We start from the raw sequence: 25025 nt of genomic DNA, 5'->3' as shown, positions 1-25025 counted from the left end.
GGGTCTCCGTTTCAGGGGGCGCGCCGGGCGCGGCGCTGGCCGTGGTACCAGGCCAGGGCCCGGTTCTCGGCGAACCGGAAGAGCAGGGCCAGGAGGAAGCCGAGGATGCCGAGCAGCAGGACTCCGCTCCACATCTCGGGGATGGCGAACGAGCGTTGGAACTGCACGATCGTGAAGCCCAGGCCGTTGCTGGCGGCGAACATCTCGCTGATGACCATGAGGATGATCCCGATCGACAGCGACTGGCGCATGCCGGTGACGATCTGCGGGCTCGCCGCGCGCAGTACGAGATGCCGCAGCCGGGCGGTGCCGGTGATGCCGTAGGACCGGCAGGTGTCGCTGAGCACCTCGTCCACGGCGCGGACGCCTTCGACGGTGTTGAGCAGGATCGGCCACACGCAGCCGCTGACGATGACGATCACCTTCATGGTGTCGCCGATGCCCGCGAACAGCATGATCACCGGCACGAGGACGGGTGGCGGGATGGCGCGGAAGAGTTCGAGGACCGGTTCGAGGACGTCCCGTACGGCCCGTCGCAGCCCGACCAGCAGGCCGAGGCCCACTCCGGCCACCACGGCGAGGAGGTAGCCGGCGGCGAGGCGCAGGAGGCTCGGGACCACGTCGGACAGCAGCCGCTCCCCCGTCCAGACCTTCCCGAAGGCTTCCAGGATGGTGGACAGCGGCGGGACGTAGAAGTCGGTGCTGTCGGCGGTGGCGTACCACCACACGGCGAAGAGGACGGCGGGCAGGCCCAGGGCCAGCAGGACGCGTCGCAGGACGGCGAGGACGGTCATGAGGCAGCCGCATCTGTGCGTACGGACTGGTGCCAGTGCAGTGCCCGTCGCTCGACCGCGCGCGCCACCAGGTTGACGGCGACGCCGAGCAGCCCGGTGACCAGGACCAGGGCGTAGACCTGCGGTACGGCTCCGGACGTCTGTGCGACGGCGATCTCGTGGCCGACACCGGGTGCGCCGATGACGAGTTCGGTGGTGACGGCGAGGATGAGCGCGACGGTGGCGGCCAGCCGTACGCCCGTCATCACGTACGGCAGGGCGGTGGGCCACATGACGTGGCGCAGCCGTCCCCAGGTGCCGAGCCGGTAGCTGCGGGCGGTGTCGTCCGCGACCGGGTCGACGTCCTGGATGCCGGCCAGGACCTGGACGAGGACCTGCCAGAAGGCGGCGTACACCACGAGCAGCAGCTTCGACCTGAGGTCGGCGCCGTAGAGCAGGACGGCGACGGGGATCAGGGCGACGGACGGGATGGGGCGCAGGAACTCGATGGTGGAGGCGGTGACCGCGCGCAGGAGCGGTACCGAGCCGATGACCAGTCCGACGGCCACGCCCGCCACGACGGAGATGCCCAGGCCCAGGCCCCAGCCGGTGAGGGTGTCGCCGAGCGCGGTCCAGAAGGTGTTTTCGGCGAGCAGTTGCCACAGCGCGCGGAGAGTCTTCGAGGCCGGCGGCAGGTAGTCGGCCGACACCAGGCCGGTGTGCGGCAGCACTTCGAGTACGGCGACGAGGCCGGCGAGTCCGGCCAGGCCGCGCAGTGGGGTGACGGCCCGCTCCGGCAGCCGCCGGACGGGGGCCTCTCCGGTACCGGCCGGGCCCGCCTCCTCGGTGGTGAGCGCGGCGGGGGTCACGAGAACAGGGCGTTCAGGTCGGGCTTCTTGCCGTCGAAGAGGCCGTCCGCCTCACCGAGTGAGGCGAGCTTCCGCAGCGAGGCCATGTCGATCTCCGCGGGCCAGTTGGGCAGCGTGAGCTTGTTCAGGACATCGCCGCCGATCTTCGTGTAGGTCGTGAGGGTCTGGCGGGCCTCGTCGGGGTGATCGGTGGCGTACTGGAGCGACTCGCTCATGGCCGCGGCGAACTTCTTCACCAGGTCGGGCTTCTGCTTCACGAGCTTGGTGGAGGTGAAGTAGGTAGCCACGGTGAGCTTGGGGTCCGTCTCGGCGAACGGCGAGGCGACCACGCGGGCACCCTGCGCCTTGGCGATCGTCATCGCGGGATCACCCATCCAGGCGGCGTCCACCCGTCCGCCGTCCAGTGCGGCCGGCATCTGGTCGAACGGCATCTCGACGAACTTGACCTTCGACGGGTCGCCGCCGGCCAGCCGCACCGACTCGCGCACCGTGGTGGACCCGATGTTCTGCAAGGTGTTGACGGCGACCGTGCGCCCGGCGAGGTCCTTGGCCGACTTGATCGAGCTGTCCTTCTTGACGGCCACCCCGGTGACGTCCGCCCCGACCTTGCCGTTGGAGGCCGCGCCGTTGACCACGGACTTGATCGGTACGCCCTTGACCTGGGCGATCATCAGTGACGTGGTGTTGCTGAACCCGAACTGGAACTGGTCGCTCACCACACCGGGGATGATCGCCGCGCCGCCCTGGGCGCTGACCATCTCCAGTTCGATGCCTCTGCTGCTGAAGAACCCCTTCTTCTGGCCCAGATAGAGGGGGGCGACATCGATGATGGGGATGATGCCGATCTTGACCTGCGTGGTCCTGCCCCCGTCGGAGGACGACGGGCCACTGTCCGCCGGGTCCGACGACCCGCATCCGGCCACGCCGACGACCGTGATCACTGCTGCGGCAACCCCGAGAACACGCCTTTGCATGGGCCCCTCCTGGCGGAAGCAACGCTGAATGTGTGTACGCCCCAAGGTCACGGAGCGAGTAGAGCGGACCTGCGACCCTGATGTTGTGCACTTTCTTGACGGCCGCAATGTACACACCTACATTCACGCTGTCAGTACTCCGGACAAGACCGGCTCCGAGAACTTCGACGAGCCCGGCCATGGCCCAACGAGGCCCAGCCACAAGGGAGTTACGTCCATGCAGCTCCGCATGAGAATCCGTGGCCCCGTCCGCCCGACGTCCCGGTGACCTCGCCCGCCCCCTCTGACGCCGGGGGCCCGCTGGGCGGCAGCCGTACCCTTTCCGACGTGCACGACGAGAACCAGCGGGCCGCCGAAGAAACCTCCGCCGCACCCCAGCTGCGCCCCCAGTCGCTCCTGTTCGCCTTCTTCGGCAGCTACGTACTGGAGGAGGGGCTCGAGCACGTGTACTCGGGCAGCATCATCGAGGTCCTCGCCCGCGCCGGAGTGGGGGAACACGCCGTCCGGTCCACCCTCACCCGCATGGTCAACCGGGGCCTGCTGCGGCGTCAGCGTCAGGGACGCAGGATGCACTTCGGGCTGACCGCGCAGACGGAACAGATCCTCTGGGACGGCAAGCGGCGCCTGTGGCAGACCAGCGCCGTCAACGACGACTGGGACGGCACCTGGACGCTCCTCGGCTTCTCGCTGCCCGAGTCCTGGCAGCGCCAGCGTCACGATCTGCGCTCGCGGCTCACCTGGTCGGGCTTCGGCGCCCTGTACAGCGGGCTGTGGATCGCGCCCGGCGACGTCGACGCCTCCGCACTCGTCTCCGAGCTCGGCCTCGCCGCCCACGTCAAGATCTTCCACGCCACGGCCGACGACGCCACCGACATCGGCCTGATGATCCGTGACACCTGGGACCTGGGCGGCGTCGGCGCCCGGTACGCCGACTTCGACAAGCGCTGGTCCGCCTGGTCCGGCACCGATTCCGGCGACCCGCTCGGCATCCGGCTGCGGGTGATCAGCGAATGGCTGGACACGATCCGCGCGGACCCCCGGCTGCCCGCCCGCCACCTGCCCCCCGACTGGCCGGCCCGCGCGGCCCATGAGACCTTCCACCGCGTCGCGCGCCAGACCGAGGCCCCCGCCCACCGGATGGTCACCGACCTCCTGTCGACGCAAACCTGACACTCACCGGACGGGAGGCCCTCTCCCCGCACCGCACAATGGTCACGTGTCGGCAAAATCGCCCACCTGTCACCCATATGAAGTCACGATGACCCATTCGGTCGAATCACGATCAGGGGAGTCATCAAGTGCCCATCAGACAGGTCAAGTTGGCGGCGTTCCTCTTCACAGCGGTGCTCGTGGCCGGATGCGGTGGCGGCGGCAGCGACGGAGGTTCCGACGCGTCGGCCTCTCCGTCCGCGTCACCGTCCCCGTCCGTTTCGGCATCCGACTCGACGCCGTCCTCCGCGCCGACGTCCGAGGCACCGGCCGACCCGCTGGACTCCGCTCAGTTGAAGTCGGCGGCGCTGTCCAGCACCGAGGTGAGCGGCTTCCAGATCGCCGACTTCCCCGCGAAGCCGGCTGGCGGCGGCACCGCCCGCCCCGCGGCCTGCCAGCCCCTCGAGAACATGCGCACCGCCTCTCCGAAGCCGGCACCCAAGCAGTTCCTCGGCCTTCTCGCCTACGCCACCTCCGGCTCGCAGGCCGGCTCCGCCACCACCATCGGCCTGATGGCCTACGACCAGCCTGCCGCAGAGGGCGTCCTCGACGGCCTGCGCGCCGCTCTGAAGAAGTGCACCGCCTACGAGGGCGGCGTCCCCGCCCGCACCACCGCCAAGGCGGCCACCGCACCAGACACGGGCGACGACGCCGTCGCCTTCGACCTGCAGACCCGGGGCGACTCCTCGGACGCCTTCGTGGTCGTGCGCTGCGGCGCCACGGTCGTCCTGTTCTACACGGCGAACGGCACCGGATCGTCCGCCGAGGTACCGGGTGAACTGGTTTCCGCGCAGATCACGAAGCTTGCGCAGTCCTAGCGCTCCCTCACGCGCTGTCCGGGTCGCGGGCCGCAACCAGTGGGTGCGGCTCGTGCCGTCCGGGTTGGCGTCGACGGCGGCCGGCGTGACAGGGTCGCCCAAGTCGTGAATGTGCTGTTGGTGAGAGGAAGTTCGTGGACACGCAGACCTGGGACGCACTGGCCGCCTCGATGAAGAACGCGTACACCGCGGGGCTGGCCGAAGGGGCGGTGCCCCGTCCGGTCATCATGCCGCTGGTCCGTGGGGAACTGGTCGGCCTGATCTGGCTGCGTGACGTCGAGACCGGCGAGGACGCGCTCACCGGCATCGCCCAGCTGTCGAACATCGCCGCCGCGGCCGGAGCCGACGAGGTCGTCCTCGCCTGGGAGACACGGGACGTCTCCGCCGTCTGCGAGGTGCCGTCAGCCGACCCGGCGCCGTGTCTGAACATGGTGCACGCCACGCGGGACGGCCACACCCTGCACCGGTTCCCCTACGCCGAGCAGGCCGCCGGCGACTCCCCCGAGGGCCCGACCGCCGTCGTACCGCAGTGGCTCCCCGCGCCCGAACCGCAGCCGGGCGGCGAACTGATCCCCCCGGTCCGGGCCGCCGTCGACTACTCCTTCGTGCCGCTCGACATCGACCACCCCTCCCCCTTCGGCGTCACCGTCGTCCTCATGGAGGAGGACGGCTACAACGTGCGCCTGACCGAGGCCTTCGCCCTCTGACGAGCGGCGTCGGTCGTCGGCGCTTCGCGACGCGCCCGGCGGTACCGGCGTGCCAGGCCTTCGGATCCGCGCCGGTTTCAATACACCCGGCGCGATCTGCCGCCCGAGCCGCTCACACCCCCCGACCCGACCGGAAGTGATGTCAGCCATGACCGAACTGCCCACCGAACCGTCGACATCCACGGTCGTGGTCACCGGAGCCACGGGCCGCCTCGGCGGACGCGTCGCCCGCCGTCTGGCCCAACGGGGCGTCGCCCAGCGGCTGCTGGTGCGCGACCTCGACCGGGCGCCCGACCTGCCCGGCGCCACGGCGGTCCGCGGCGGTTTCCGCGACCACGACGCCGTCGTCCGTGGCATCGGCGGCGCGAAGACCGTGTTCATGGTGTCCGCCTCCGAGAGCGCCGACCGGCTCGACCAGCACAAGGCGTTCGTGGACAGCGTGGCCGCGGCGGGTGTCGAGCACCTGGTGTACCTGTCCTTCTTCGGCGCCGCGCCCTACGCGACCTTCACGCTGGCCCGCGACCACTTCCACACCGAGGAACACATCCGCACCAGCGGGATGGCGTACACCTTCCTGCGCGACAACATGTACGCGGAGTTCGTCCCGTTGCTGGCCGGTGCGGACGGTGTCATCCGTGGTCCGGCCGGGCAGGGGCGGGCCGCCTTCGTCTCCCAGGAGGACATCGCCGACGCGGCGACCGCGGTCCTGACCCGTCCCGGCGACCACACCGGTGCCGTCTACGACCTGACCGGTCCCGAGTCCCTGACGCTGGACGACGCCGCGGCCATCGTGTCCGAGGTGCTCGGCCGCAGCGTCACCTACCGGCCCGAGACCGTCGAGGAGGCCTACGCCTCTCGCGCCTCCTACGGCGCGCCGCCATGGCAGCTCGACGCCTGGGTGTCCACCTACACGGCCATCGCGGCCGGCCAACTCGACGGTGTCAGCGACGCGGTGCCCTTCCTCACCGGCCGCCCCGCGACGCCGCTGGCGGACGCCATTCGCGCGTCTGCCTCGTAGCGCCGGCGTCGGACACCGCGAGACGTCCTCGACGTCCGCGACGTCCGCGAGGGACGAGAGAGGCGACCGGCCTCCCGCGCAGGGGCCTCAGCGGCCCTTGCGGACCCGGGCCGCCGCACGGGCTTCCGCGGTCTTGCGGGCCTCGGCCGCTTTACGGGACTCCTTGGCGGGGCGCCCCGGACGGGTGCCGATGCCACGGAAGGGGGCGTTGCCGGTGGCGGCCTTCGTCTCGGTCGGCGGGCGCTTCGCACCGGTGATGGCGGTCAGCTTCTCCTCGCCGGAGCGCACCTGGGCGACCGTCGGCCGGATCCCGGCGTCGGACATCATCCGGTTCACGTCGCGCCGCTGGTTGGGGGTGACCAGGGTGACGACCTTGCCGGACTCCCCCGCACGCGCCGTGCGCCCGCCACGGTGCAGGTAGTCCTTGGCGTCGGCCGGCGGGTCGACGTTGACGACGAGGTCGAGGGCGTCGATGTGGATACCCCGGGCGGCGACGTTGGTGGCCACCAGCACGGTGATCTCACCGTCCTTGAACTGGCCGAGCGTGTGCGTGCGTTGGGGCTGCGACTTCCCGCTGTGCAGGGCGCCGGCCCGCACACCGCTGGCCCGCAGGTGCCGGGTGAACTGGTCCACGCCGGTCTTGGTGTCCAGGAACATCAGCACCCGGCCGTCCCGTGCCGCGATCTCGGTCGCGGTCGCGTACTTGTCGGCGGCGTGGATGTTCAGCACGTGATGCTCCATCGTGGCGACCGAGCCCGCCAGCCGGTCGACCGTGGCGAGCACCGGGTCGTGCAGGTAGTCGCGTACCAGCTGGTCGACGTTGCGGTCGAGGGTGGCCGAGAACAGCAGCCGCTGTCCGTCGGCGGGGAGCTGGTCCATGAGCTCCGACACCTGGGGCAGGAACCCCAGGTCGCACATCTGGTCCGCCTCGTCCAGCACCGTGATCCGCACGTGGTTCAGGACGCAGTCCCGGCGCGACACCAGGTCGGTCAGCCGCCCCGGGGTCGCGATGAGCACCTCCGCGCCGGCCCGCAGCTCCGCCTGCTGCCGGTTGATCGACAGCCCGCCGACCACCGTCGCCAGTCGTACGTCGAGTTTCCGCGCGTACGGTGCCAGGGCGTCACCCACCTGCTGGGCGAGTTCCCGGGTCGGCACCAGCACCAGTGCGAGCGGCCGCTTGGAGTCCGCGCGCTTGCCCGCCGTCCGGACGAGCAGCGCGAGTCCGAAGGCGAGCGTCTTTCCGGAGCCGGTTCGCGCGCGGCCCAGGACGTCCCGGCCGGCCAGTGCGTCGGGCAGGGTCGCGGCCTGGATCGGGAAGGGCTCCGTCACCCCGAGGCCCGCCATGGTCTCCATGAGCGCCGACGGCAGCCCGAGGGCGTCGAAGGACTCGGCCGGCGGCAGGCCCGGGACAACCGTCTGCGGGATGGCGAACTCGCCCTGCGGCACTGCGGAAGCCGGCGGTCTGGCGTTCATGAGGAACCTTCCTGGTCTGACGCCCGCAACGCGCCGGGGCCCGTACCCCTTGGTACGGGCCCCGGCGGCGTCGAAGCGTGACCCCATTTTATCAGCGGCGGGATTCAGCTGCCCGGGTGCTGAATGCGTTCGTATTCCTCTATTGGACCTCTGCGCGTCGGCAGGCAAGGCTGGACCTTGATCCTTGCTGCGATTCCTGCTTCGCGAACTCCGAAAGAGGCCACGAGCACATGCACACTCGACGCATCGGCGATGTTGAGGTCAGCGCGATCGGTCTGGGCGGGATGCCCATGTCGATCGAGGGACGGCCGGACGAGGCCCGGTCCCTCGCCACCATCCACGCCGCACTCGACGCGGGCCTGACACTGATCGACACGGCCGACGCCTACCATCTGCACGCCGACGAGGTCGGTCACAACGAGGCCCTCATCGCCAAGGCGCTCGCCTCCCACGAAGGCGGTGCGGACGTCTTGGTGGCCACCAAGGGCGGTCACCTGCGTCCCGGTGACGGCAGTTGGACCCTGGACGGCTCCCCCGCCCACATCAAGGAGGCCTGCGAGTCCTCGCTCCGCCGCCTGGGCGTGGAGGCCATCGGGCTGTACCAGTTCCACCGCCCCGACCCCAAGGTCCCGTACGCGGAGTCGGTCGGCGCGGTCCGCGACCTGCTGGACGAGGGCAAGATCCGCATGGCGGGAATCTCCAACGCCGACCCGGCGCAGATCCGGCTGGCGAACGAGATCCTGGGCGGGCGTCTGGTCTCCGTGCAGAACCAGTTTTCCCCGGCGTTCCGCTCCAGCGAACCGGAACTTCGGCTGTGCGACGAGCTGGGCGTCGCGTTCCTGCCCTGGAGTCCGCTCGGCGGCATCTCCCGGGCCGGCGGGCTCGGTTCGGCGTACGCGCCCTTCGCCCGTATCGCGGAAGCGCACGGCGTCAGTCCGCAGCGGGTGTGCCTGGCCTGGATGCTCGCCAAGTCACCCGTGGTCGTCCCGATCCCCGGCTCCAGCCGCCCGGAGACCATCCGCGACTCCGCGGCCGCCGTGGACCTGGTGCTCTCCGCCGAGGAGTCGGCCGAGCTGGACGCCGCCTGAGCCCCTGGACGCCCGGCCCGGACCGGGCGTCCAGGACGCGGCCACCGCACAAGCCCAGCCGTGCGCTACGCCGACGAGGAGGCCGCGCGGCTCGGGGTCAGCATGCCGGTACTACGGAAGCAGGGCCGCCCGGCGGGCGGCGGTGACGGCTTCGAGCCGGGTTCTGGTGCCGAGTTTGCGCATCGCCGAGCGCAGGTGGCCCTTCACGGTCTCCAGGCCGATGCCGAGCCGATCGCAGATGTCCAGGTTGGTGCAGCCTGCGGCGACCGCGGCCAGGACGTCCAGTTCGCGCGGTGACAGCCGCGTCGCCGACTCGGGCTTCGTCCGCCCGGAGCAGCAGCCCGACTCCAGCAGGGAACACACTTCACCGAAGTGTTCCTTGAGGCGGGTCTCGCCGAGCGTCGCCGCCAGCGCCAGCAGCTCCAGGTGGATTGCGTGCACCTGTTCCAGGGCCGCCGTGTCGTGGGGCGAGGCGGTGTTCCGTCCGCACCTGGCCTCGGTCAGGAGCCGGTGCGCGTGCTCGCGGGACGCGAGGAACTGCTCCAGGTCGCGTGCCGCCTCCGCCACCGCGGTCAGTACACGGTCGCCCAGCCGTACCGCGTCGCGCGACCCCACGAAGAGCGCGGCCCGCACCGTGGTTCCCACGATCACGGGCGCCGCCGCCATCGCCCGCACTTCCTCCGCCGCGATGAAGGCGTCGTACTCATGGGTGATCTGCTGGGACGACCCGTAGTCGCTCACCGCTGTCAGCCGGCGGGTCGTCAGCACCTCGCCGATCAGTCCAGTGCCCGCCGGCACGGGGAACCCCCGGCGTCGCTGCGACTTCGCACCGCTGGTCTCACCGATCCGCAGCAACTGCGGGTCGACGACCCAGGCCACACCCGCGACGGGCAGACCGCTGTCCCTGCGCAGCGCCAGCACCGCGGCCCGGGCGGCGGCGGCCTCTTCGCTGTCTTCCGCCGGCAACATGACGGGGCTGACTCCCTACGTGGCCGAACCCGGCCGACACTTGGCTGCCCCCGTCGCCAGGAAAACAGTTCTGCAAACTCTTCATGGCGTCAAGAAGCTTGCACACAAAGGTAATTGACGGGTCGTCACAGTCCGGCGACACGCTCGCGATCGGGTCGAGCAGGCATCATCCTTGCAGGGAAGCCGCTCTCCGCTCCACCCCTCATCCGGGGGTAGCTGGGGCGGCACGGTTTACCTCATGGTGGTGCCAACAGAAGGCCGCTTCCAGGCCCGGAAAACGGGATGTACGACCGTATTACCGCCGAACCGACGGGCACTGAAGGCTCATGACCCGCCTCTTGCGACGCCCTCGGGCTCACCTCACAACGGACAGCGGGAGCGGACTGAGCCCCGCGCAAACCGAGGAAGCATATGACAGTGAAACCACCCCCCACTTCGGACGACGACCGCCAACTCAAACGCGCTATCGATGTGCTACGCCACACAACGGGCGTGGATCTCACTTTCGGCGGCGTCGTCGCCAGAGGGCGACACGCCCAGCTCACCGAGTTCGTCGGCAACTCGACGAGAGCCCTCATCGGGTTGACTCTCGGATTCGGCATGGGACTCGGCGGCAAGGCGGTGGCTCTGCACCGGCCCATCGCGGTCAACGACTACGCGAACTCCCGGCGGATCAGCCATCACTACGATCTTATGGTCGCCGAGGAGGGCATTCGCGCCATGGTGGCGGCCCCCGTCGTGGTGAACCGGACGGTGCGGGCGGTGATGTACGGCGCCGTCCGCCAGTCCGTCGGGCTGGGTGACCGGACGGTCGACGCCGTCATGGACTCTGCCCGCGCCCTGGAACAGAACCTGGCGGTGCGCGACGAGGTGCGGCGCCGCCTCGCCGAACTCGACGGACCCCCGGCGGGGGACGACCGGCCGCCGGGGGCGGCGTCCCCCCGATGGGAGACAGTCCGCGAGGCATACGCCGAACTGCGGGTCCTCGCCCAGCACCTCACCGACACCGACCTGCGGGACCGGGTCGCCGCGCTGAGCGACAGACTGGCCGACGCGGGCGCCCCCACGGCCCGCCGCTCCTCGGCCCCGGTCCTGTCGGCGCGAGAACTCGACGTGCTGTCGTGCGTCGCGCTGGGGCGGACCAACTCTGACGTGGCGGATGAACTCGGCCTTCGGACCGAGACGGTGAAGAGCTATCTGCGCAGCGCGATGCGCAGGCTCGGATGCCACTCCCGGCTGGAGACGGTCATGACGGCCCGCCGCCTGGGCCTGCTGCCCTGAGACCGGCCAAGGCCGGGTCGAGCGTTCGTCACCGGCGCGCTCTGAAGCCGCCCAGCAGTCGCTGGGCGGCTTCAGAGCGCGCCGGTGACCTCAGTGGTCCGCGGCAGGCACCGTTCAAGAGGTGAGGGCCTCCTTGCGGAGACGCTCGAGGACGACCAGCCGGTCCTCCTGCTCGATCCGCGCGGTGGTGGAACGCTCGGGGTAGCAGCGCATGAACATATTGGTGAAGTGAGTCCCGTAGTGGATGAACTCGTCCGTCTCGGGGGCGTCCAGGGGTCGGGCCACGGCCTGGAACGACGGCTCGTGGAAGTACGCCATGGTGAACCGCTCACGGTCGGCCAGACGCACCTTGTGCGGGGTGGAGAGGAGCGCCCCGCCGGTGATGAACTGCATGATGTCGCCGGGGAAGACGGTGAAGACGGAGGGGGCCGGGGTGACGAAGGTCCAGGGGTCCTCGTTCTCGTAGCGGCCCGCCATGGACTCCTCGGGCAGCCAGTTGCGTCCGCGGGTCTCGCCCGGGACGGGTGGCCGTATGTAGAGGCCGCCGACGTCGTCCTGGGCCGCGATGACGAGGAGACCGTAGTCGGTGTGGGAGCCGATTCCGCGCTCTGAAGTGGCGTCCGCCGCCGGGAAGCGCAGCACCCTCATGTGGTGCCAGCCGTCTTCGGTGAGCCGCGTGAAGTACTCCATGTCGTCCAGGCCGAGGCCCAGCGCGGTCAGTTGGAGCAGACGGTGGCCGATGTCGCCGACGATGGCCATGTAGCTCTTCATGGCCGCCGCGTAGTCCTCGGACGGCCAGGGCGCGGGGCCGTGGCAGGGCCACCTGTCGAGGACGCGGGGGTCGTCGCCGGGGATGTCGGGGCAGACGGTGAAGATCTCCGAGCCGTCCTTCTCCCCGGCCGTCTCCTCCTCACCGGAGGCGACGTATCCGCTGTAGGTGAGGTCGGAGACGTGCTGGGCCTTCTCCTTCAGCGGGCGGCCGACGAAGGCCCGGGACGCGTCGAGGGCTCGTCCGGTGGCGGCGTCCTGTTCAGGAGTGGCCTGGATCTGGAAGATGCCGTCGGCCTGCCAGGCGGCGACGAGTGCCTGGCCGAGTACGCGGTCGGCGTCGCTGCCCTCGACGGCCTGGGGCAGTTGGAAGGTCTGCAGTTCGGTCATGCCACCAAGATGAACCGGACGCACACGATCCACTACCCCCTTCTGAGGGGCCCGGCACGGCGGGCGGCCCGCGGATCCGCGCTCACGAGGGCATCTTGACCCGCTCAGTATCATCAGCAGCCCCGCGCCGGCGGGGCTGACCTGGGAGGAACCTGAACATGATCGTCTTCGGCACCAAGGGATACCTGTTCCAGCTCGCGATACTCACGCTGGTGTGCGGGCAGTGCGCGAACCCCTCCGCGCACGCGCTCAGGAAGCGCGTCACGAAGTTCACCCTGTTCTTCGTGCCCCTGTTCCCCTTCTCCACGAAGTACACGACGCAGTGCACGTTCTGCGGTGCCGAGCAGAAGGTGACCAAGGAGCAGGCGGAGCACCTGCGGAGCGGCGAGGCCGGGGGCCGGACCCACCCGCAGCAGCAGTCCTACCGGCCCTGAACAGGTGCCCCCGGTGCCCTACGCGGATCGCACGGATCGCCCGTGCACACATAAGTCCGCTTTATGAGCTCATAACCCCGACCCCCGTACCAGCTTAGGCTTGCCTTAACTTAGGCTTCGCTTCGAAGATCTTGTCATCGCTCGAAGGGAACCTGATCATGCCTCGCCCACTGCGGGTGGCCATTGTCGGAGCCGGCCCCGCCGGGATCTACGCCGCCGACGCGTTGCTCAAATCCGCAGTGGCCGCGGAACCCGGCGTTTCCATCGACCTGTTCGAGCGGATGCCGGCCCCGTTCGGGCTGATCCGGTACGGCGTCGCCCCCGACCACCCCCGCATCAAGGGCATCATCACGGCCCTGCACCAGGTGCTCGACAAGCCGCAGATCCGCCTCTTCGGCAACGTCGACTACCCGGCCGACATCAACCTGGACGATCTGCGCGCCTTCTACGACGCGGTGATCTTCTCCACGGGAGCCACCGCCGACCGGGCGCTCGACATACCCGGCATCGAGCTGGACGGCTCCTACGGCGCCGCGGACTTCGTCTCCTGGTACGACGGACACCCGGACGTGCCGCGCACCTGGCCGCTCGGCGCGGAGAAGGTCGCGGTCCTCGGAGTCGGCAACGTCGCACTCGACGTGGCGCGCGTTCTGGCCAAGACGGCGGACGAGCTGCTGCCCACCGAGATCCCGCCGAACGTCCACGAGGGGCTCAAGGCCAACAAGGCGCTCGAGGTCCACGTCTTCGGCCGCCGCGGCCCGGCGCAGGCCAAGTTCAGCCCGATGGAGCTGCGCGAGCTGGACCACTCCCCCAACATCGAGGTCATCGTCGACCCCGAGGACATCGACTACGACGACGGCTCGATCGCGACCCGGCGCGGCAACAAGCAGGCCGACATGGTCGCGAAGACGCTGGAGAACTGGGCGATCCGCGACATCGGCGACCGCCCGCACAAGCTGTTCCTGCACTTCTTCGAGTCACCGACCGAGATCCTCGGCGAGGACGGAAAGGTCGTCGGCCTGCGGACGGAACGCACCGCTCTCGACGGCACCGGCAACGTCAAGGGCACCGGCGAGTTCAAGGACTGGGACCTCGGAGCGGTCTACCGCGCGGTGGGCTACCTCTCCGACAAGCTGCCCAAGCTGCCCTGGGACGTCGAGTCCGGCACCGTCCCCGACAAGGGCGGCCGGGTGATCGACGACACCGGCACCCACCTCCCCTCGATGTACGTCACCGGCTGGATCCGGCGCGGCCCCGTCGGGCTGATCGGGCACACCAAGGGCGACGCCAACGAGACCGTCGCCAATCTGCTGGACGACTACACGAACGGCCGTCTGCCCGCGCCCCCTTCGCCCGCGCCGGAGGCCGTCGACGCGTTCCTCGGCGAGCGGAACGTCCGCTTCACCACCTGGGAGGGCTGGCACCGGCTGGACGCCGCGGAGAAGGCTCTGGGTGAGCCCCAGGGTCGCGAGCGCGTGAAGATCGTGGAGCGCGAGGACATGCTCCGGGCCAGCGAGGCGTAAGCAGCACCGCAGTAAACAGCACGAGCGACGATTTGGCTCGGCTCGCGGGAGACCGCGGGCCGAGCCTTCGCCGTTCCTCAGAGATATCAGAGATATCAGAGATATTTGTCGCGGTATTTGTCGCGGTATTCGTCGCCGTATTCCTTCGGGCGGCCGGCCGGAGCGGGTTCGGGCGGTCCTCCGGCGCCGAGCTCCCGGCTCTGCGCGCGCAGGCTGCGCAGAGCGAGCAGGAGGACGCCGATGTCGTCCAGATAGACGGGGTCGGGCACGAGGTCGGTCGGAAGCACCAGGTAGATGACCGCGCCCCAGAAGACCCAACGCCCGCTCGTCGGCAGGCCCGCGCGCCGCAGATCCCGGCGGGCGCGCACCAGCCGTATCAGCAGCACGGCGGCCACGGCCAGCGCGGCCACCGCCAGGACCGCGACGATCACAATCACTGTCGTGGTGGAATCCATCACCCCTCCGCCGTTGCGCACTTCTCCTTCCCCAGCTTCCCCTTCACCATGTCTCCACACCCACTCCCGGGACGCCTGCTCAACGCCGTGGCAGCGGGCGGCTCCTGGCCCAGTGCAGCAGGACCAGGGAGCAGAGCGAGGCGAGGGCGCACCAGGTCGACACGAACTCCAGTCGCCACAGGACCCAGCACACCGGCGCGCCCACACCGGCCAGGATCCCGAACAGCAGCAGCCGCCGGTCTCCGGAGAGGAGGAGGGAGCCGACCGTGGCGAGCAGATAGCCGACGAGGACCAGTCCGGAGTGGGACAGGTGGACGGCGTACCCGACGGTGTGGCCCCGGATGTCCGCTGCCACCTGGTGAGTCGCCAGGTTGTACGCGAGTGCCGTGCTCGTCGCGACGCCCGCGGCCAGCGGCAGCAGGAGGCGGCCTCGCGCGGTCCTGGGTGCCGCGCACAGGACGGCCGCCGGCACCCACAGGGCCAGCAGCGGAAGGGCGATGGCGGCCCAGGCCACGGTCGCCGGACCGGTTCCGCCGTCCGCCCGCCAGACCAGCGACTCGACGATCTGGTGGGCCCCCAGGAGCAGGGGCAGCGCGGCCAGCGGCAGATCACGGCTGCGGCCGGCTCGGAGCACCGTGCTCACGGCGGCCATGCCCACGGCGGCGACACCCACGCCCGCCACCAGATCCGCCGTCGCACTCCAGCACATCGCGCCGCCACCGGGTCAGTCGTCGGATGCCTCGGCCACCCAGCGGATCACGGCGTGCCCCCGGCCGCACGCCGGAGACGTCGACGCCTCGGGGGCAGGTCAGGCGGGGCGGTGCGCCACGACGGCGAACATCGTCACCGACATGTGCAGTGCGCCCCGCTGCGCGGCGTCGGCCAGTTCCTCGTAGAGGCGCTCGCGCTGTGCCTCGGTCAGTCGGCCGCGCCGCACGGCGGACTCGCCCATCATCCGGACCAGCGGCCACTGCACCGTCGAGTTGTCCTGGAGCAGGGCCTGCGATCCCTGGTCGTCGATCACCAGCCCCGCCGCGGACAACTGGCCGAGGAGCCGGCGTCCGGAGTACGGGTTGGCCGCCGCGGTCAGGGCGCCGGACATGAGCGCGGCCACCGCTTCGGGGTCGCCGGGGTGCAGCAGGGCGGTCGCCCAGTCCGAGTCGATGAGCGCCACCCGTCCGCCGGGGCGCAGGACCCGCGCCATTTCGCCGACGGCCCTGTCCGGTTCGGAGAGGTGCTGCAGGACCCGCTCGCACCAGACCACGTCCGCGGTGGCGTCCGGGAGCGGGAGGGCGAGCGCGTCGCCGTCCCGGAAGCGGGCCGGGCTGCCGGCCGCCTCCGCCCGCTGCTCGGCGACCTCGCGCAGCGCCGGGCTCGCCTCGATGCCCAGCGCGTCGCCGGACGGTTCGACGGCCGCCGCCAGGACCTGCGTCTGCGATCCCGTGCCGCATCCCACGTCGATCACGCGTTCGCCCGGCCGGAGGGCCAGTGCGCTCTGGGTCCAGGCGCGCAGCCGACGCACCCCGTCGGCCTGGTCCTGCGCGTCCAGGGCCGCCACGCGCCGTCCGACGTCCGGCGAGAAGTTGCGCGCGTGGAACTCCGAAGTGGGCCGTGTGTCCTGTGTTTCCCCCATACGGCCCACCCTATGAGTCACTTACGGCCCGAGCCACCACTACCGAAGGATCCGCTGTTGCCCGGCGACCAGCGTGGTCGGGTCTGGTCGTCGCCGCGTTTGGTGCCGGCGGAATGGAGGTTGTGCGGGGTGAGCCGCTCGCTCTCGTCCACGGTGTGCGGCACCTCGTTGGGGGCACGCTGCTCCCGCTCCTCGTGCACGGGCCCCGTCTCCGGCAGCCTGGGATGCTCCTCTGGCCCGGGCGGGGGCGACTCCGCCTCCTTGGTCCTCACTCCCAGGCGGACGGCCCAGATCAGCAGGGCCACCACGATCAGGCCACCGGCAAAGGCGGCGATCACGTTGAGTACGTTGCTCGATGCGGCGAGTACCTGTCCCGCGTCTGCTGCTTCAGCCGTTGTCATGGCTGCCGAGTGCCCCGAACGGGGTGGGCTACTCGCGGGTGCCCTCTCTCGCGCGCGCCGAGGACTCACTAGTGCACCGTCACGTCCGCATCTCGGTCCGGAACCTACCTCACGGAGGGCATAGGCTCGACGGATGGCAAGGTACTTCGACGTCCATCCCGACAACCCGCAGCCCCGCACGATCAGTCAGGTCGCCGACAGCATCCGCTCGGGTGCGCTGATCGCGTATCCGACGGACTCCTGCTTCGCGCTGGGGTGCCAGCTCGGCAGCCGTGACGGTATCGACCGCATCCGGTCGATCCGGCAGCTCGACGACCGTCACCACTTCACTCTCGTGTGCCAGAACTTCGCGCAGCTCGGCCAGTTCGTACAGGTCGACAACGACGTGTTCCGGGCCGTGAAGGCGTCCACGCCGGGCAGTTACACGTTCATCCTCCCCGCGACCCGCGAGGTGCCGCGCAAGCTGCTGCACCCGAAGAAGAAGACCGTGGGTGTGCGCATCCCCGATCACACGGTCGTGCAGGCCCTGCTGGCCGAGCTGGGCGAGCCGCTGCTGTCCAGCACGCTGCTGCTGCCCGACGAGAAGGAGCCGCTGACGCAGGGCTGGGAGATCAAGGAGCGGCTCGACCATGTCGTGGACGCGGTCGTCGACTCCGGGGACTGCGGTACGGAGCCGACGACGGTCATCGACTTCTCCAGCGGCGAGGCCGAGATCGTGCGCCGGGGCGCGGGAGACACGTCACGGTTCGAGTGACGGCTCCCTGACCTCGTACGGACCTGGTACGCCGGAACCGTGCGGGGTGCGCTCGGGGCGTGGGCTGTGCATGGTGGAAGGAGGTCCGGTCGAGCAAGGAGACGTCATGCCGATCCAGCACTCCGATTCGCCCTCTCCGTCCGACGACACCACGACCCCCGACGCCCTGCTGCACACCGGTGCGGAGCATGGCGCGTCGGCGGAGGATCTGGTGTTGGCCACGGGCCGTGACCTCACTCCGCGCACCCTTGCTTGGGCGGAGCGGAAGCTGGCGAAGGAGGGGCCTGCGGCGCTGGACAAGTTGTTGCCGTGAGGTCGCTTGTCGGGTGCGGGCCGGTGGGGGCTTGTCGCGCAGTTCCCCGCGCCCCGGTCGGGGCGCTGCCGAACCGCGCGACATCGCCGGCACCCTCAGTCCTGCGAGCCGTGCTGAACCGCAACCGGCTCGAAGGTGATCCGGGTACATGCTCCGTCCTCGGCCCACCGCACCTCGACCGCCGTGTCCGTCGCCTCGACACCGGAGATGACGCTCTCGGGCACGAAGGGTTGCGGGTCTGCCGTGAGGGTCGCCAGGGCAACGTGGAGTGAGGTGCCGGAGGTCTCGCCGGCCAGGCGGGGGACCACGGCCCAGCGGGTGTAGGCGGTGCCCTGCGGGGCCCGCGCCTCCTCCGCTTCCGGGTTCCAGCCGTACAGGCCGTACAACGCCGACGTCACCTCCTGCTCGGGGCCCGTCGCCCAGCCCGTGTGGGTGACGCGGGCGCCCGCCGGAGCGCCGGTCACGCGGTGGACGCGCAGTTCGTGGCGGCCTCGAACCACCGTCACGCTCTCCACCCGCAGTCCCGGCACCATGGGCGGCCCGGCGGTGAAGACGGGCCGGTGCCAGGACGCGGCCCAGCCCCAGCCGTCCCCGTGGCCCGCGCCCAGCGGGTGGATACGGCGGCGCACACTGCCCCGGCCGCCGACCTCCACGCAGAGGTGGTTGTCCGCGAGGTTGGCGGGGGCGGTCGGGCCGGAGTGCGTCGAATAGGCCTGACGGCCGTAGTGCGGGTCGTCCTGCGCCCCCGTCTCGCCCTCGTGCGGGCGGACGTGGTCGCTGCCGTGGTTGTGCAGCCGTACGATGCCGTCCGCGCGGGTCGACTGCACCAGCAGCCCCGGCGCGGGCAGCGCGAGCACCCGGTCGCCCTCCTCGACCGGCGCGGGCTCCTCCCGGGCCGTCCACAGCGGGGCGTCGGCGGGGGCGAGCAGGGAGACGAACGCCTTGGAGGCCCAGTACGGGGACGCGGGACCCGAGTAGTTCTGGAGGGTCGCCGGGTGGGGGCCGTGCCAGCCGAGGGTCAGCAGGCCGTCGTCGGTCAGGGCGCCCCGGTCCAGGAAGTGGCGGAGGCTGCCGCTGATCAGACGGCGGCTCGTCCCCGGGGTGAGCGGGGTGTGGCCGGTGAGGGCGCCCAGGCCGACGGCGGAGGAGGCGGCGAAGCGGTACGACAGGGAGCGGCCGAAGTGGATCGGCGCGCCGTCCCCGGCGAACATCAGCGCGAAGCCGGCGAGGTGTTCGCGCAGGCGGGGGCCGTAGTGGGCGGACAGTTCCCGGTCGTCGCCCAGGTGGGCGTCGAGGACCGGATACAGGTGCAGGGCCCAGCCGTTGTAGTGGTCGAAGGCCCGGCCGTCGCCGTCCGCGTACCAGCCGTCGCCCCGGTACCAGGTCTCCATCAGCTCCAGGGCCCGCTCGCGTGCCCTGGCCGTCTCCGCGTCGCCGCGCCCGACGGACTCCAGGAAACCGGCGACCGTGTAGGGGAACAGGTACCAGTTGTTGGGCGCCGGCGAGTGCCGCAGCGAGCCGCGCAGCCATTCCTCCGCACGGTCCTGCACGGCGGAGTCGAGCCGTTTCCACAGCCAGGGCGCCGTCAGCCTGAGGCCGAGGGCCACGGAGGCCGACTCGACCATCGGCTGGCCCTGCACGTCATGGTCGAGGATGAGCGGCCACGACTCGGTGTCGTCGCGGCCCGGGGTGCGGGTGCCCGCCGCGAGCCCCTGGGCGTACCGGTCGAGCCAGCCGTGCGGGTCGTCGCCGCCCGCGCCCGCGACGCGGAAGGCCGCGGCGAGGAAGGTGCGGGCGTAGCCTTCGAGCCCGTCGGAGCGCACGCCCGAGTACGAGGGGGCGCCGGGCAGGTCGAGCAGAGCGCCGCCGGGGGTGCTCCAGCGCCACGCGGCAGCCAGCAGCCCGTCCGCCACGGCCTCCCAGTGAGCCCGCGTGTACCCGGTGTACGGGCTCGACTCGCGGTCCTCGGGCGGGAATTCGAAGGGGATGCCCCTGCTGCTGGTAGGAGTTGTGCTGCTCATACGTGGAAGGCCGGCCTTTCGCGTCGTACGGGATGACGGAATCCCGCGCCGGATGCCCAGTGTTCCGTCTCGACCACGGCGTGAGAAGCGCGTCGGGACAAGTTCCACAACGGGTGCTCGGGGCTCTTCGGGCTGCGGTATCACAATCGGAATGAGGGACTCCGGCCGAATCCCGCCCCTTTTCGACCGATCTTGACCTTAGTTCAAACACAATTCACCGAGTACTCGCGGTAACCGCTTGCTTTACTCGCATTTGAGGCGAGAATTCACCCCTCAACATGTTGCGCCTCGGGGGGATTTGTCATATGCAAGGAACGATCGACGGATTCAGTTACGGGTTCGTCACCCCGGTGTCGGCCTACGTCATGGCCTGTCTGGGAAGCGCCCTGGGGTTGCGCTGCGTGGTCAGGACGCTGCTCAACAAGGACTCGTGGAAGCCGGGTTGGCTGGCGCTGGGGGCGGCGGCCATCGGGTGCGGAATCTGGACCATGCACTTCATCGCGATGATCGGATTCCAGGTCGAGGAGACGGCGGTCCGCTACAACACCGGGCTGACAGTCATCAGCCTCGCCGTGGCGATCGTCGTCGTCGGTGTCGGAGTGTTCGTCGTGGGGTATCGCGGCGCCACGCCAGCGGCGCTCTCCGTCGCGGGCATCGTGACCGGCCTCGGTGTCGCCGCGATGCACTACCTCGGTATGGCGGCGCTCCATCTGAACGGCACGATCGACTACGACGCCGTGACCGTGGCGCTCTCCGTGGTGATCGCCATCGTCGCCGCGACCGCCGCCCTGTGGGCGGTCGTCTCCATCCGGGGGTTCCTGACCAGCCTCGGCGCCAGCCTGGTGATGGGCGTGGCCGTCACCGGAATGCACTACACGGGCATGGCCGCCGTCAGCGTGCATGTGCACGAATCGGGAGACACCACCTGGACCGGCGACTCACCGACCTCGCTCCTACTGCCGATGCTGATCGGCCCGGTCATCTTCCTGCTGCTGGCCGGGGTCGTCGTGATGTTCGACCCGCTGCTCGGGCTGGGCGACAGCGAGAAGGGCGGCAAGACCTCCCGTCAGCAGCCCGCGCCGCACCAGTTGCCGCACATACCGAAGCAGCCGTCGGCGGGAAACACCGGACAGCCCTCCTCCCGTCGGCAGCGAACCCCGACCCGGAGTGATCTTCGGCTTTAGGACATTGCTACGGTGCCCCGATGGTCGACTCCGCACGGTCCCCCTCCTCCCGCGACACCCCGGAGGGCGCCGGCTGGGGCCTCGAAACCCCGGGCGCCTACCAGGAGTTGATGCCGCGTCGGGTCGAGAAGCTCTCGTGGGTGAACCCCCGGACCCTGTGGCCCGCCCGCAACGGCGTGCTGGCCTCCTGGCTCGGGGACCCGACGGGCCGCACCCGCAGCCGTCTGGCAGCACAAGTGACGGCTGCGGGCGCACCCGAGGACAAGGTGGTCCGGCGCAGCGATCCGGACCGCTTCTCCTTCATGGTCATCGGCGACACCGGCGAGGGCGCCGCACCCCAATACGCCGTCCTCCCGGGCTTCCTGAAGGTCGGTCAGGACACGGCGTTCACCGTGCTCGCCAGTGACGTGATCTACCCGGTCGGGGCGACCGACGACTACGGCACCAAGTTCTTCCGTCCCTACCAGGACTACCAGGCGCCCATATACGCGATACCGGGCAACCACGACTGGTACGAGGACCTGCACGGATTCATGCGCGTGTTCTGCGACGCCCCGCCCCTCCCCGCAGACCCCGAGCCCCGTTCCCTCACCCGGGCCTGGCTGCGCTCGCTCCTGTGGCACAGGCCGAGCGCCGTCGACGAGCAACGCCTCGCCGAGGGGGCCAAGTTGCGTTCGGCGCCCGCCCAACAGGCCCTCCAGCCGGGCCCGTACTGGGCGATCGACGCCGGACCCGTGCGTGTCATCGGCATCGACACCGGACTGCTGGGCACGCTCGACGCCGAACAGGGCCGCTGGCTTCGGGAGGTGTCCCAGGGACCGGTCCCGAAGATCCTCATCACCGGGTCGCCCCTGTACGTCGACGGCGAGCACCATCCGTGCCCCATCGAGGGCGGCGGCACGGTCGACGACCTCGTCCGCGACCCGAAGCGCAACTTCGTGGCCGCGATCGGCGGCGACATCCACAACTACCAGCGCTATCCGGTGAACGTGCACGGCCGCACCGTCCACTATGTGGTGTCGGGCGGGGGCGGTGCGTTCACGCACGCCACCCACACCATCAAGCGCGTCTCGGTCGCCGGCGTCACGGAGGACGACTTCCGCTGCTATCCGCTGCGCGGCGACTCGCTGGCCTTCTACAGCGGCGTCTACGGCCGACGGCTGCGGCTGCGCCGCTTCTTCGCCCTCTCCGAGGCAGAGGCGACAGCGGTGATCGCCGAGCGCCTCGGCATCCGTCCGGCGCGCGCACCGGGCGGGCCCGTCCGGCTGACCTGGCGCATCCGGCTTGTCGCGGGGCTGCTGGGCACGGCCCGCCGTCCCGACCGCACCCGGCGCCTGCGGCTCCCGGTCCGGGAGGCGTTCACGCCGTTGCTCTCGCCCGGCTCGGCGACGTACAGCCCGCCGTTCTTCAAGAGCTTCCTGCGTCTCGACGTTTCACCGGAGGCGATCCGGCTGCGGTGTTTCTCCGCGACCGGCATGCTCAGGCAGGAACTGGATCCGCCGGTCGAGGACGAAGTGGTGATCCCGTTGACCCGGCCGCCTGGCACAATTGACGCATTCTGAACGTCCGTACGACGATCGTTGGAGGAGTCCGTGCCTCTCCCCACTCAGCCGCTGCGCAAACTGGGCTTTCTCACCATCGGGCTGTTCGACGGGGACGATCCGCGAGCAGGGCACGAGTCGACGCTGGAGATCATCGAGCTGGGTGAGCGGCTCGGCTTCGACAGCGCGTGGCTGCGCCACCGCCATCTCCAGTACGGGATCTCCTCCCCCGTGGCCGTCCTCGCGGCGGCCTCCCAGCGCACCCGCCGGATCGAACTGGGCACCGCGGTCACCCCGTTGGGCTGGGAGAACCCGCTGCGCCTGGCGGAGGACTGGGCGACCGTCGACATCCTGTCCGGGGGCCGGCTGAACCCGGGGCTGAGTGTGGGCCCGCCGATGCACTACGACCAGATCAAGGACGCCCTGTACCCCGACACCGGGGACGCCGAGGACTTCAGCTATCGGCGGGTCGAACGGCTGCTGGACCACGTGCGCGGGAAGGCGGCCAGCGACTTCAGCGGGGTCGAGGGGTTCGAGGTGTTCTCGGACCGGGTGCAGCCCCATTCCCCGGGGCTCGCAAGCCGGTTGTGGTACGGCGGCGGGAGTCTGCGGTCGGCGCGGTGGGCCGGTGAGCACGGTATGAACTTCCTGACCAGCAGTGTCGTCAAGGCCGAGGAGAACGAGGAGGCGCCGGACTTCGCCGAGATCCAGCTCGCGGGCGTCCGGGCCTTCCGGGCCCACCACCCGGACGGCGACCGGGCCCGGGTCTCCCAGGGCCTCGTCGTCATCCCCACCGACAGCGCTTCGCCCGGGCAGCGCGCGAAGTACGAGGAGTACGCGGCGAAGCGGCTGCCCCGGACCGCGACCCCGCAGGGTCCGGCGCGGCTGATGTTCGCGCCGGACCTCGTCGGTACGTCGGCGGAGATCGCCGAACGCCTGTACGCGCACGTCGCGTTCCGGGAGATCGACGAGGTGGCCTTCGCGCTGCCCTTCACCTTCGCGCACGAGGACTACGTCCAGATCCTCACGGACATCGCGACCAAGCTCGGCCCCGCCCTGGGCTGGCACCCGGTCACCGGCTGAAGGCCGGCGGCACCCTCACCACCGCCCGGGTTCGGTGCCGGTGACGGGCTCCGACGGCCTGCCGTCCACGCCGGCCGGGATGTCACCGGCCAGCATCACGCGGTGCATGACCCGGGGGTGGCCAAGGTGGGCGTTGTCGCTGGGGGCCAGGTGAATGGTGGCCCGGTTGTCCCAGAAGGCGACGCTGCCGGGGTCCCAGCGGAAACGGACCGTGTACTCGGGCCTGGTCGCCTGTTCGAGGAGCAGCTCCAGGAGCAGTCGGCTCTCCGCGCGGGAGACGTCCACGATCTGCTCCAGGTAGTAGCCGTTGACGAACAGCACCCGCTCCCCCGTCTCCGGGTGGACCCGCACCAACGGGTGCACTGAGGCGACCTGGTGGTCCAGCAGGTGGCGGAGGTACGCGTCGTCGCCGGGCCGCGCCTGGTAGCCGACGCCGAGCCGGTGCTCGGCCCTGAGTCCGTCCACGAACTCACGTACGGGCGCGGAGAGTCCGGCGTAGGCGGCGGCCAGGTTGGACCAGGTGGTGTCGCCGCCGTACGGCGGTACGGTCTCGGCGCGCAGGATCGTCGCGGCGGGCGGGTCGATGCGGGCGCCGTGGTCGCAGTGCCAGCCGCGCAGCAGCGAGTGGCGGCGCCGCTCCAGCCATTCGGCGTGCTCCATGCCGTAGCGTCCGCCCAGCTCCAGCCGGTCGGCGGTCGTCTCGATCTCGGGGAAGCCTGGCGGTGAGGCGCCGCCGCGTCGGCCGAGGACGACGGGCTCGCCGAACCGGCGCGCGAAGGCGATGTGCCGTGCGTGGTCCAGCCGTTGACCGCGGAAGAACACGACCTTCCAGCGGAGTACTGCGGCCCTGATCGCGTCGACCACGGTGTCGTCGAGGGGCTCGGTCAGATCGACTCCCGAGATCTCGGCGCCGATGTGCCCGGCCACCGGGTCCACCGCCAACTCCTGGGCGGTAGACGGTAGTTCACCGTTCGTGGCCCCGTCCGTCCTCATTCGCGCTCCGATCGTGATTCCTGTGCCGCCTGCCGGCCTCGCCTGTGATCGTGGCAGCTCAACGCCGTTGTGGAAACGGCAGTTCGCACGGGTGCGTGCCGATGGTGGCCGGTCGCGCCCACGCGACGGGGCCGCATGGCGGCACCGCGCCGCTCCCCTTCCAGGCGGGGAGTGTCGGTGCGACACTGCGGCGACAACGTCCGGACGTGGCGCCATCGTTCGGCGCCTGCCGGTGGGCGAGCGGCTGCCGACGCCCGCTGCCCCTGTGACCCAATGGGAGACGTTCCCCTTCGAAGTCCTCGACGGGGCACGGCGAGTCACACCGTTACTGCCTCCGGTACTGCCCAGCCGGA

General features: G+C 70.6%; 25 protein-coding genes. 13 read left to right on the top strand and 12 right to left on the bottom strand.

Features of this window, described 5'->3' with window-relative positions; all coding sequences use genetic code 11:
* Positions 1-11: 11 nt before the first annotated feature.
* The 3 genes from ADL01_RS31410 to ADL01_RS31400 all read right to left on the bottom strand — a co-directional run bounded on the left by ADL01_RS31410 (position 12) and on the right by ADL01_RS31400 (position 2616).
* Entirely contained in the window at positions 12-794 is a 783-nt protein-coding gene (locus tag ADL01_RS31410; protein WP_053745406.1) for an ABC transporter permease, read from the bottom strand.
* On the bottom strand, positions 791-1549 hold the full coding sequence (locus ADL01_RS31405; RefSeq protein ID WP_053745413.1) for an ABC transporter permease: 759 nt from the start codon (positions 1547-1549) through the stop codon (positions 791-793). The genes ADL01_RS31410 and ADL01_RS31405 overlap by 4 nt, the downstream gene beginning before the upstream one ends.
* A gap of 89 nt (positions 1550-1638) precedes the next feature.
* Positions 1639-2616, bottom strand: coding sequence for an ABC transporter substrate-binding protein (locus tag ADL01_RS31400; RefSeq protein WP_053745405.1), 978 nt, complete (start codon positions 2614-2616; stop codon positions 1639-1641).
* Between the two features lie 327 nt (positions 2617-2943).
* On the opposite strand from ADL01_RS31400, the gene ADL01_RS31395 reads away from it, so the two are divergent.
* The 4 genes from ADL01_RS31395 (at position 2944) to ADL01_RS31380 (ending at position 6368) form a co-directional block, all read left to right on the top strand.
* Positions 2944-3786, top strand: a complete 843-nt coding sequence (locus ADL01_RS31395; protein ID WP_053745412.1) for a PaaX family transcriptional regulator C-terminal domain-containing protein — start codon at positions 2944-2946, stop codon at positions 3784-3786.
* A 128-nt stretch (positions 3787-3914) separates the two neighbouring features.
* Positions 3915-4643, top strand: coding sequence for a hypothetical protein (locus ADL01_RS31390; protein ID WP_053745404.1), 729 nt, complete (start codon positions 3915-3917; stop codon positions 4641-4643).
* Positions 4644-4777: 134 nt separating this feature from the next.
* Entirely contained in the window at positions 4778-5350 is a 573-nt protein-coding gene (locus ADL01_RS31385; protein ID WP_053745403.1) for a hypothetical protein, read from the top strand.
* A 139-nt stretch (positions 5351-5489) separates the two neighbouring features.
* Entirely contained in the window at positions 5490-6368 is an 879-nt protein-coding gene (locus tag ADL01_RS31380) for an SDR family oxidoreductase (RefSeq protein ID WP_053745402.1), read from the top strand.
* A gap of 87 nt (positions 6369-6455) precedes the next feature.
* On the opposite strand, the gene ADL01_RS31375 is transcribed toward ADL01_RS31380, so the two are convergent.
* Positions 6456-7841, bottom strand: a complete 1386-nt coding sequence (locus ADL01_RS31375; protein WP_053745401.1) for a DEAD/DEAH box helicase — start codon at positions 7839-7841, stop codon at positions 6456-6458.
* Between the two features lie 230 nt (positions 7842-8071).
* Here ADL01_RS31375 and ADL01_RS31370 point away from each other — a divergent pair, with 230 nt between their 5' ends.
* Positions 8072-8929, top strand: coding sequence for an aldo/keto reductase (locus ADL01_RS31370; RefSeq protein ID WP_053745400.1), 858 nt, complete (start codon positions 8072-8074; stop codon positions 8927-8929).
* 111 nt (positions 8930-9040) lie between these two features.
* On the opposite strand, the gene ADL01_RS31365 is transcribed toward ADL01_RS31370, so the two are convergent.
* Positions 9041-9898, bottom strand: a complete 858-nt coding sequence (locus tag ADL01_RS31365; protein WP_053745399.1) for a helix-turn-helix transcriptional regulator — start codon at positions 9896-9898, stop codon at positions 9041-9043.
* Between the two features lie 411 nt (positions 9899-10309).
* Here ADL01_RS31365 and ADL01_RS31360 point away from each other — a divergent pair, with 411 nt between their 5' ends.
* Positions 10310-11179: a helix-turn-helix transcriptional regulator gene (locus ADL01_RS31360; protein ID WP_199834979.1), complete on the top strand. Its 870-nt coding sequence runs from the start codon at positions 10310-10312 to the stop codon at positions 11177-11179.
* Positions 11180-11293: 114 nt separating this feature from the next.
* On the opposite strand, the gene ADL01_RS31355 is transcribed toward ADL01_RS31360, so the two are convergent.
* The gene (locus tag ADL01_RS31355) at positions 11294-12337 is read right to left on the bottom strand and encodes a 2-oxoglutarate and iron-dependent oxygenase domain-containing protein (RefSeq protein WP_053745397.1); all 1044 of its coding nucleotides are present in this window, start codon (positions 12335-12337) and stop codon (positions 11294-11296) included.
* 158 nt (positions 12338-12495) lie between these two features.
* On the opposite strand from ADL01_RS31355, the gene ADL01_RS31350 reads away from it, so the two are divergent.
* Entirely contained in the window at positions 12496-12771 is a 276-nt protein-coding gene (locus tag ADL01_RS31350; RefSeq protein ID WP_053745396.1) for a zinc-ribbon domain-containing protein, read from the top strand.
* 158 nt (positions 12772-12929) lie between these two features.
* The gene (locus tag ADL01_RS31345) at positions 12930-14294 is read left to right on the top strand and encodes an FAD-dependent oxidoreductase (protein ID WP_053745395.1); all 1365 of its coding nucleotides are present in this window, start codon (positions 12930-12932) and stop codon (positions 14292-14294) included.
* A 95-nt stretch (positions 14295-14389) separates the two neighbouring features.
* Here ADL01_RS31345 and ADL01_RS31340 read toward each other — a convergent pair whose 3' ends face one another.
* The 4 genes from ADL01_RS31340 to ADL01_RS31325 form a co-directional block, all read right to left on the bottom strand.
* Entirely contained in the window at positions 14390-14749 is a 360-nt protein-coding gene (locus tag ADL01_RS31340) for a DUF1232 domain-containing protein (RefSeq protein WP_053745394.1), read from the bottom strand.
* 79 nt (positions 14750-14828) lie between these two features.
* Complete coding sequence (locus ADL01_RS31335; RefSeq protein ID WP_053745393.1) at positions 14829-15458, bottom strand: DUF6629 family protein; 630 nt, start codon at positions 15456-15458, stop codon at positions 14829-14831.
* Between the two features lie 99 nt (positions 15459-15557).
* Entirely contained in the window at positions 15558-16382 is an 825-nt protein-coding gene (locus ADL01_RS31330; RefSeq protein WP_053745392.1) for a methyltransferase domain-containing protein, read from the bottom strand.
* A 17-nt stretch (positions 16383-16399) separates the two neighbouring features.
* Complete coding sequence (locus ADL01_RS31325) at positions 16400-16783, bottom strand: DUF6479 family protein (RefSeq protein ID WP_053745391.1); 384 nt, start codon at positions 16781-16783, stop codon at positions 16400-16402.
* Positions 16784-16916: 133 nt separating this feature from the next.
* Between ADL01_RS31325 and ADL01_RS31320 the strand changes: the two genes are divergently transcribed.
* Complete coding sequence (locus tag ADL01_RS31320; protein ID WP_006376425.1) at positions 16917-17537, top strand: L-threonylcarbamoyladenylate synthase; 621 nt, start codon at positions 16917-16919, stop codon at positions 17535-17537.
* Positions 17538-17643: 106 nt separating this feature from the next.
* On the top strand, positions 17644-17850 hold the full coding sequence (locus ADL01_RS31315; RefSeq protein WP_053745390.1) for a hypothetical protein: 207 nt from the start codon (positions 17644-17646) through the stop codon (positions 17848-17850).
* A 95-nt stretch (positions 17851-17945) separates the two neighbouring features.
* Here the strand turns inward: ADL01_RS31315 and ADL01_RS31310 are convergent, their stop codons facing one another.
* A complete protein-coding gene (locus ADL01_RS31310; protein ID WP_053745389.1) occupies positions 17946-19871 on the bottom strand; it encodes a DUF2264 domain-containing protein in 1926 nt (641 codons plus the stop codon).
* A gap of 305 nt (positions 19872-20176) precedes the next feature.
* On the opposite strand from ADL01_RS31310, the gene ADL01_RS31305 reads away from it, so the two are divergent.
* From ADL01_RS31305 to ADL01_RS31295, 3 genes are read left to right on the top strand one after another with little or no spacing between them, the layout of a single operon-like run.
* Positions 20177-21055, top strand: a complete 879-nt coding sequence (locus ADL01_RS31305; protein WP_053745388.1) for an MHYT domain-containing protein — start codon at positions 20177-20179, stop codon at positions 21053-21055.
* A gap of 20 nt (positions 21056-21075) precedes the next feature.
* Positions 21076-22617 carry a metallophosphoesterase family protein gene (locus ADL01_RS31300; RefSeq protein ID WP_053745387.1) on the top strand — a complete coding sequence of 514 codons (1542 nt, stop codon included), beginning with the start codon at positions 21076-21078 and terminating at the stop codon, positions 22615-22617.
* 30 nt (positions 22618-22647) lie between these two features.
* Entirely contained in the window at positions 22648-23679 is a 1032-nt protein-coding gene (locus ADL01_RS31295) for an LLM class flavin-dependent oxidoreductase (protein ID WP_053745386.1), read from the top strand.
* A gap of 15 nt (positions 23680-23694) precedes the next feature.
* On the opposite strand, the gene ADL01_RS31290 is transcribed toward ADL01_RS31295, so the two are convergent.
* Positions 23695-24672 (bottom strand): TauD/TfdA dioxygenase family protein, encoded by a 978-nt coding sequence (locus ADL01_RS31290; RefSeq protein ID WP_053745385.1) that lies wholly within the window; start codon positions 24670-24672, stop codon positions 23695-23697.
* Between the last annotated feature and the right edge of the window lie 353 nt (positions 24673-25025).

This window comes from Streptomyces sp. NRRL WC-3618, assembly GCF_001280005.1.
In the GTDB taxonomy this organism is placed as follows: Bacteria; Actinomycetota; Actinomycetes; order Streptomycetales; family Streptomycetaceae; genus Streptomyces.
Note: the sequence above shows the minus strand (reverse complement) of the source record. Positions and strands in the feature narration are given on the sequence as shown.

Coding starts and splice junctions, on each gene's coding strand:
- ADL01_RS31410 (WP_053745406.1), bottom strand. CDS start 794: ATGACCGTCCTCGCCGTCCTGCGACGCGTCCTGCTGGCCCTGGGCCTG.
- ADL01_RS31400 (WP_053745405.1), bottom strand. CDS start 2,616: ATGCAAAGGCGTGTTCTCGGGGTTGCCGCAGCAGTGATCACGGTCGTC.
- ADL01_RS31380 (WP_053745402.1), top strand. CDS start 5,490: ATGTCAGCCATGACCGAACTGCCCACCGAACCGTCGACATCCACGGTC.
- ADL01_RS31375 (WP_053745401.1), bottom strand. CDS start 7,841: ATGAACGCCAGACCGCCGGCTTCCGCAGTGCCGCAGGGCGAGTTCGCC.
- ADL01_RS31370 (WP_053745400.1), top strand. CDS start 8,072: ATGCACACTCGACGCATCGGCGATGTTGAGGTCAGCGCGATCGGTCTG.
- ADL01_RS31365 (WP_053745399.1), bottom strand. CDS start 9,898: ATGTTGCCGGCGGAAGACAGCGAAGAGGCCGCCGCCGCCCGGGCCGCG.
- ADL01_RS31360 (WP_199834979.1), top strand. CDS start 10,310: ATGACAGTGAAACCACCCCCCACTTCGGACGACGACCGCCAACTCAAA.
- ADL01_RS31355 (WP_053745397.1), bottom strand. CDS start 12,337: ATGACCGAACTGCAGACCTTCCAACTGCCCCAGGCCGTCGAGGGCAGC.
- ADL01_RS31350 (WP_053745396.1), top strand. CDS start 12,496: ATGATCGTCTTCGGCACCAAGGGATACCTGTTCCAGCTCGCGATACTC.
- ADL01_RS31345 (WP_053745395.1), top strand. CDS start 12,930: ATGCCTCGCCCACTGCGGGTGGCCATTGTCGGAGCCGGCCCCGCCGGG.
- ADL01_RS31340 (WP_053745394.1), bottom strand. CDS start 14,749: ATGGATTCCACCACGACAGTGATTGTGATCGTCGCGGTCCTGGCGGTG.
- ADL01_RS31335 (WP_053745393.1), bottom strand. CDS start 15,458: ATGTGCTGGAGTGCGACGGCGGATCTGGTGGCGGGCGTGGGTGTCGCC.
- ADL01_RS31330 (WP_053745392.1), bottom strand. CDS start 16,382: ATGGGGGAAACACAGGACACACGGCCCACTTCGGAGTTCCACGCGCGC.
- ADL01_RS31325 (WP_053745391.1), bottom strand. CDS start 16,783: ATGACAACGGCTGAAGCAGCAGACGCGGGACAGGTACTCGCCGCATCG.
- ADL01_RS31320 (WP_006376425.1), top strand. CDS start 16,917: ATGGCAAGGTACTTCGACGTCCATCCCGACAACCCGCAGCCCCGCACG.
- ADL01_RS31315 (WP_053745390.1), top strand. CDS start 17,644: ATGCCGATCCAGCACTCCGATTCGCCCTCTCCGTCCGACGACACCACG.
- ADL01_RS31310 (WP_053745389.1), bottom strand. CDS start 19,871: ATGAGCAGCACAACTCCTACCAGCAGCAGGGGCATCCCCTTCGAATTC.
- ADL01_RS31305 (WP_053745388.1), top strand. CDS start 20,177: ATGCAAGGAACGATCGACGGATTCAGTTACGGGTTCGTCACCCCGGTG.
- ADL01_RS31300 (WP_053745387.1), top strand. CDS start 21,076: ATGGTCGACTCCGCACGGTCCCCCTCCTCCCGCGACACCCCGGAGGGC.
- ADL01_RS31290 (WP_053745385.1), bottom strand. CDS start 24,672: ATGAGGACGGACGGGGCCACGAACGGTGAACTACCGTCTACCGCCCAG.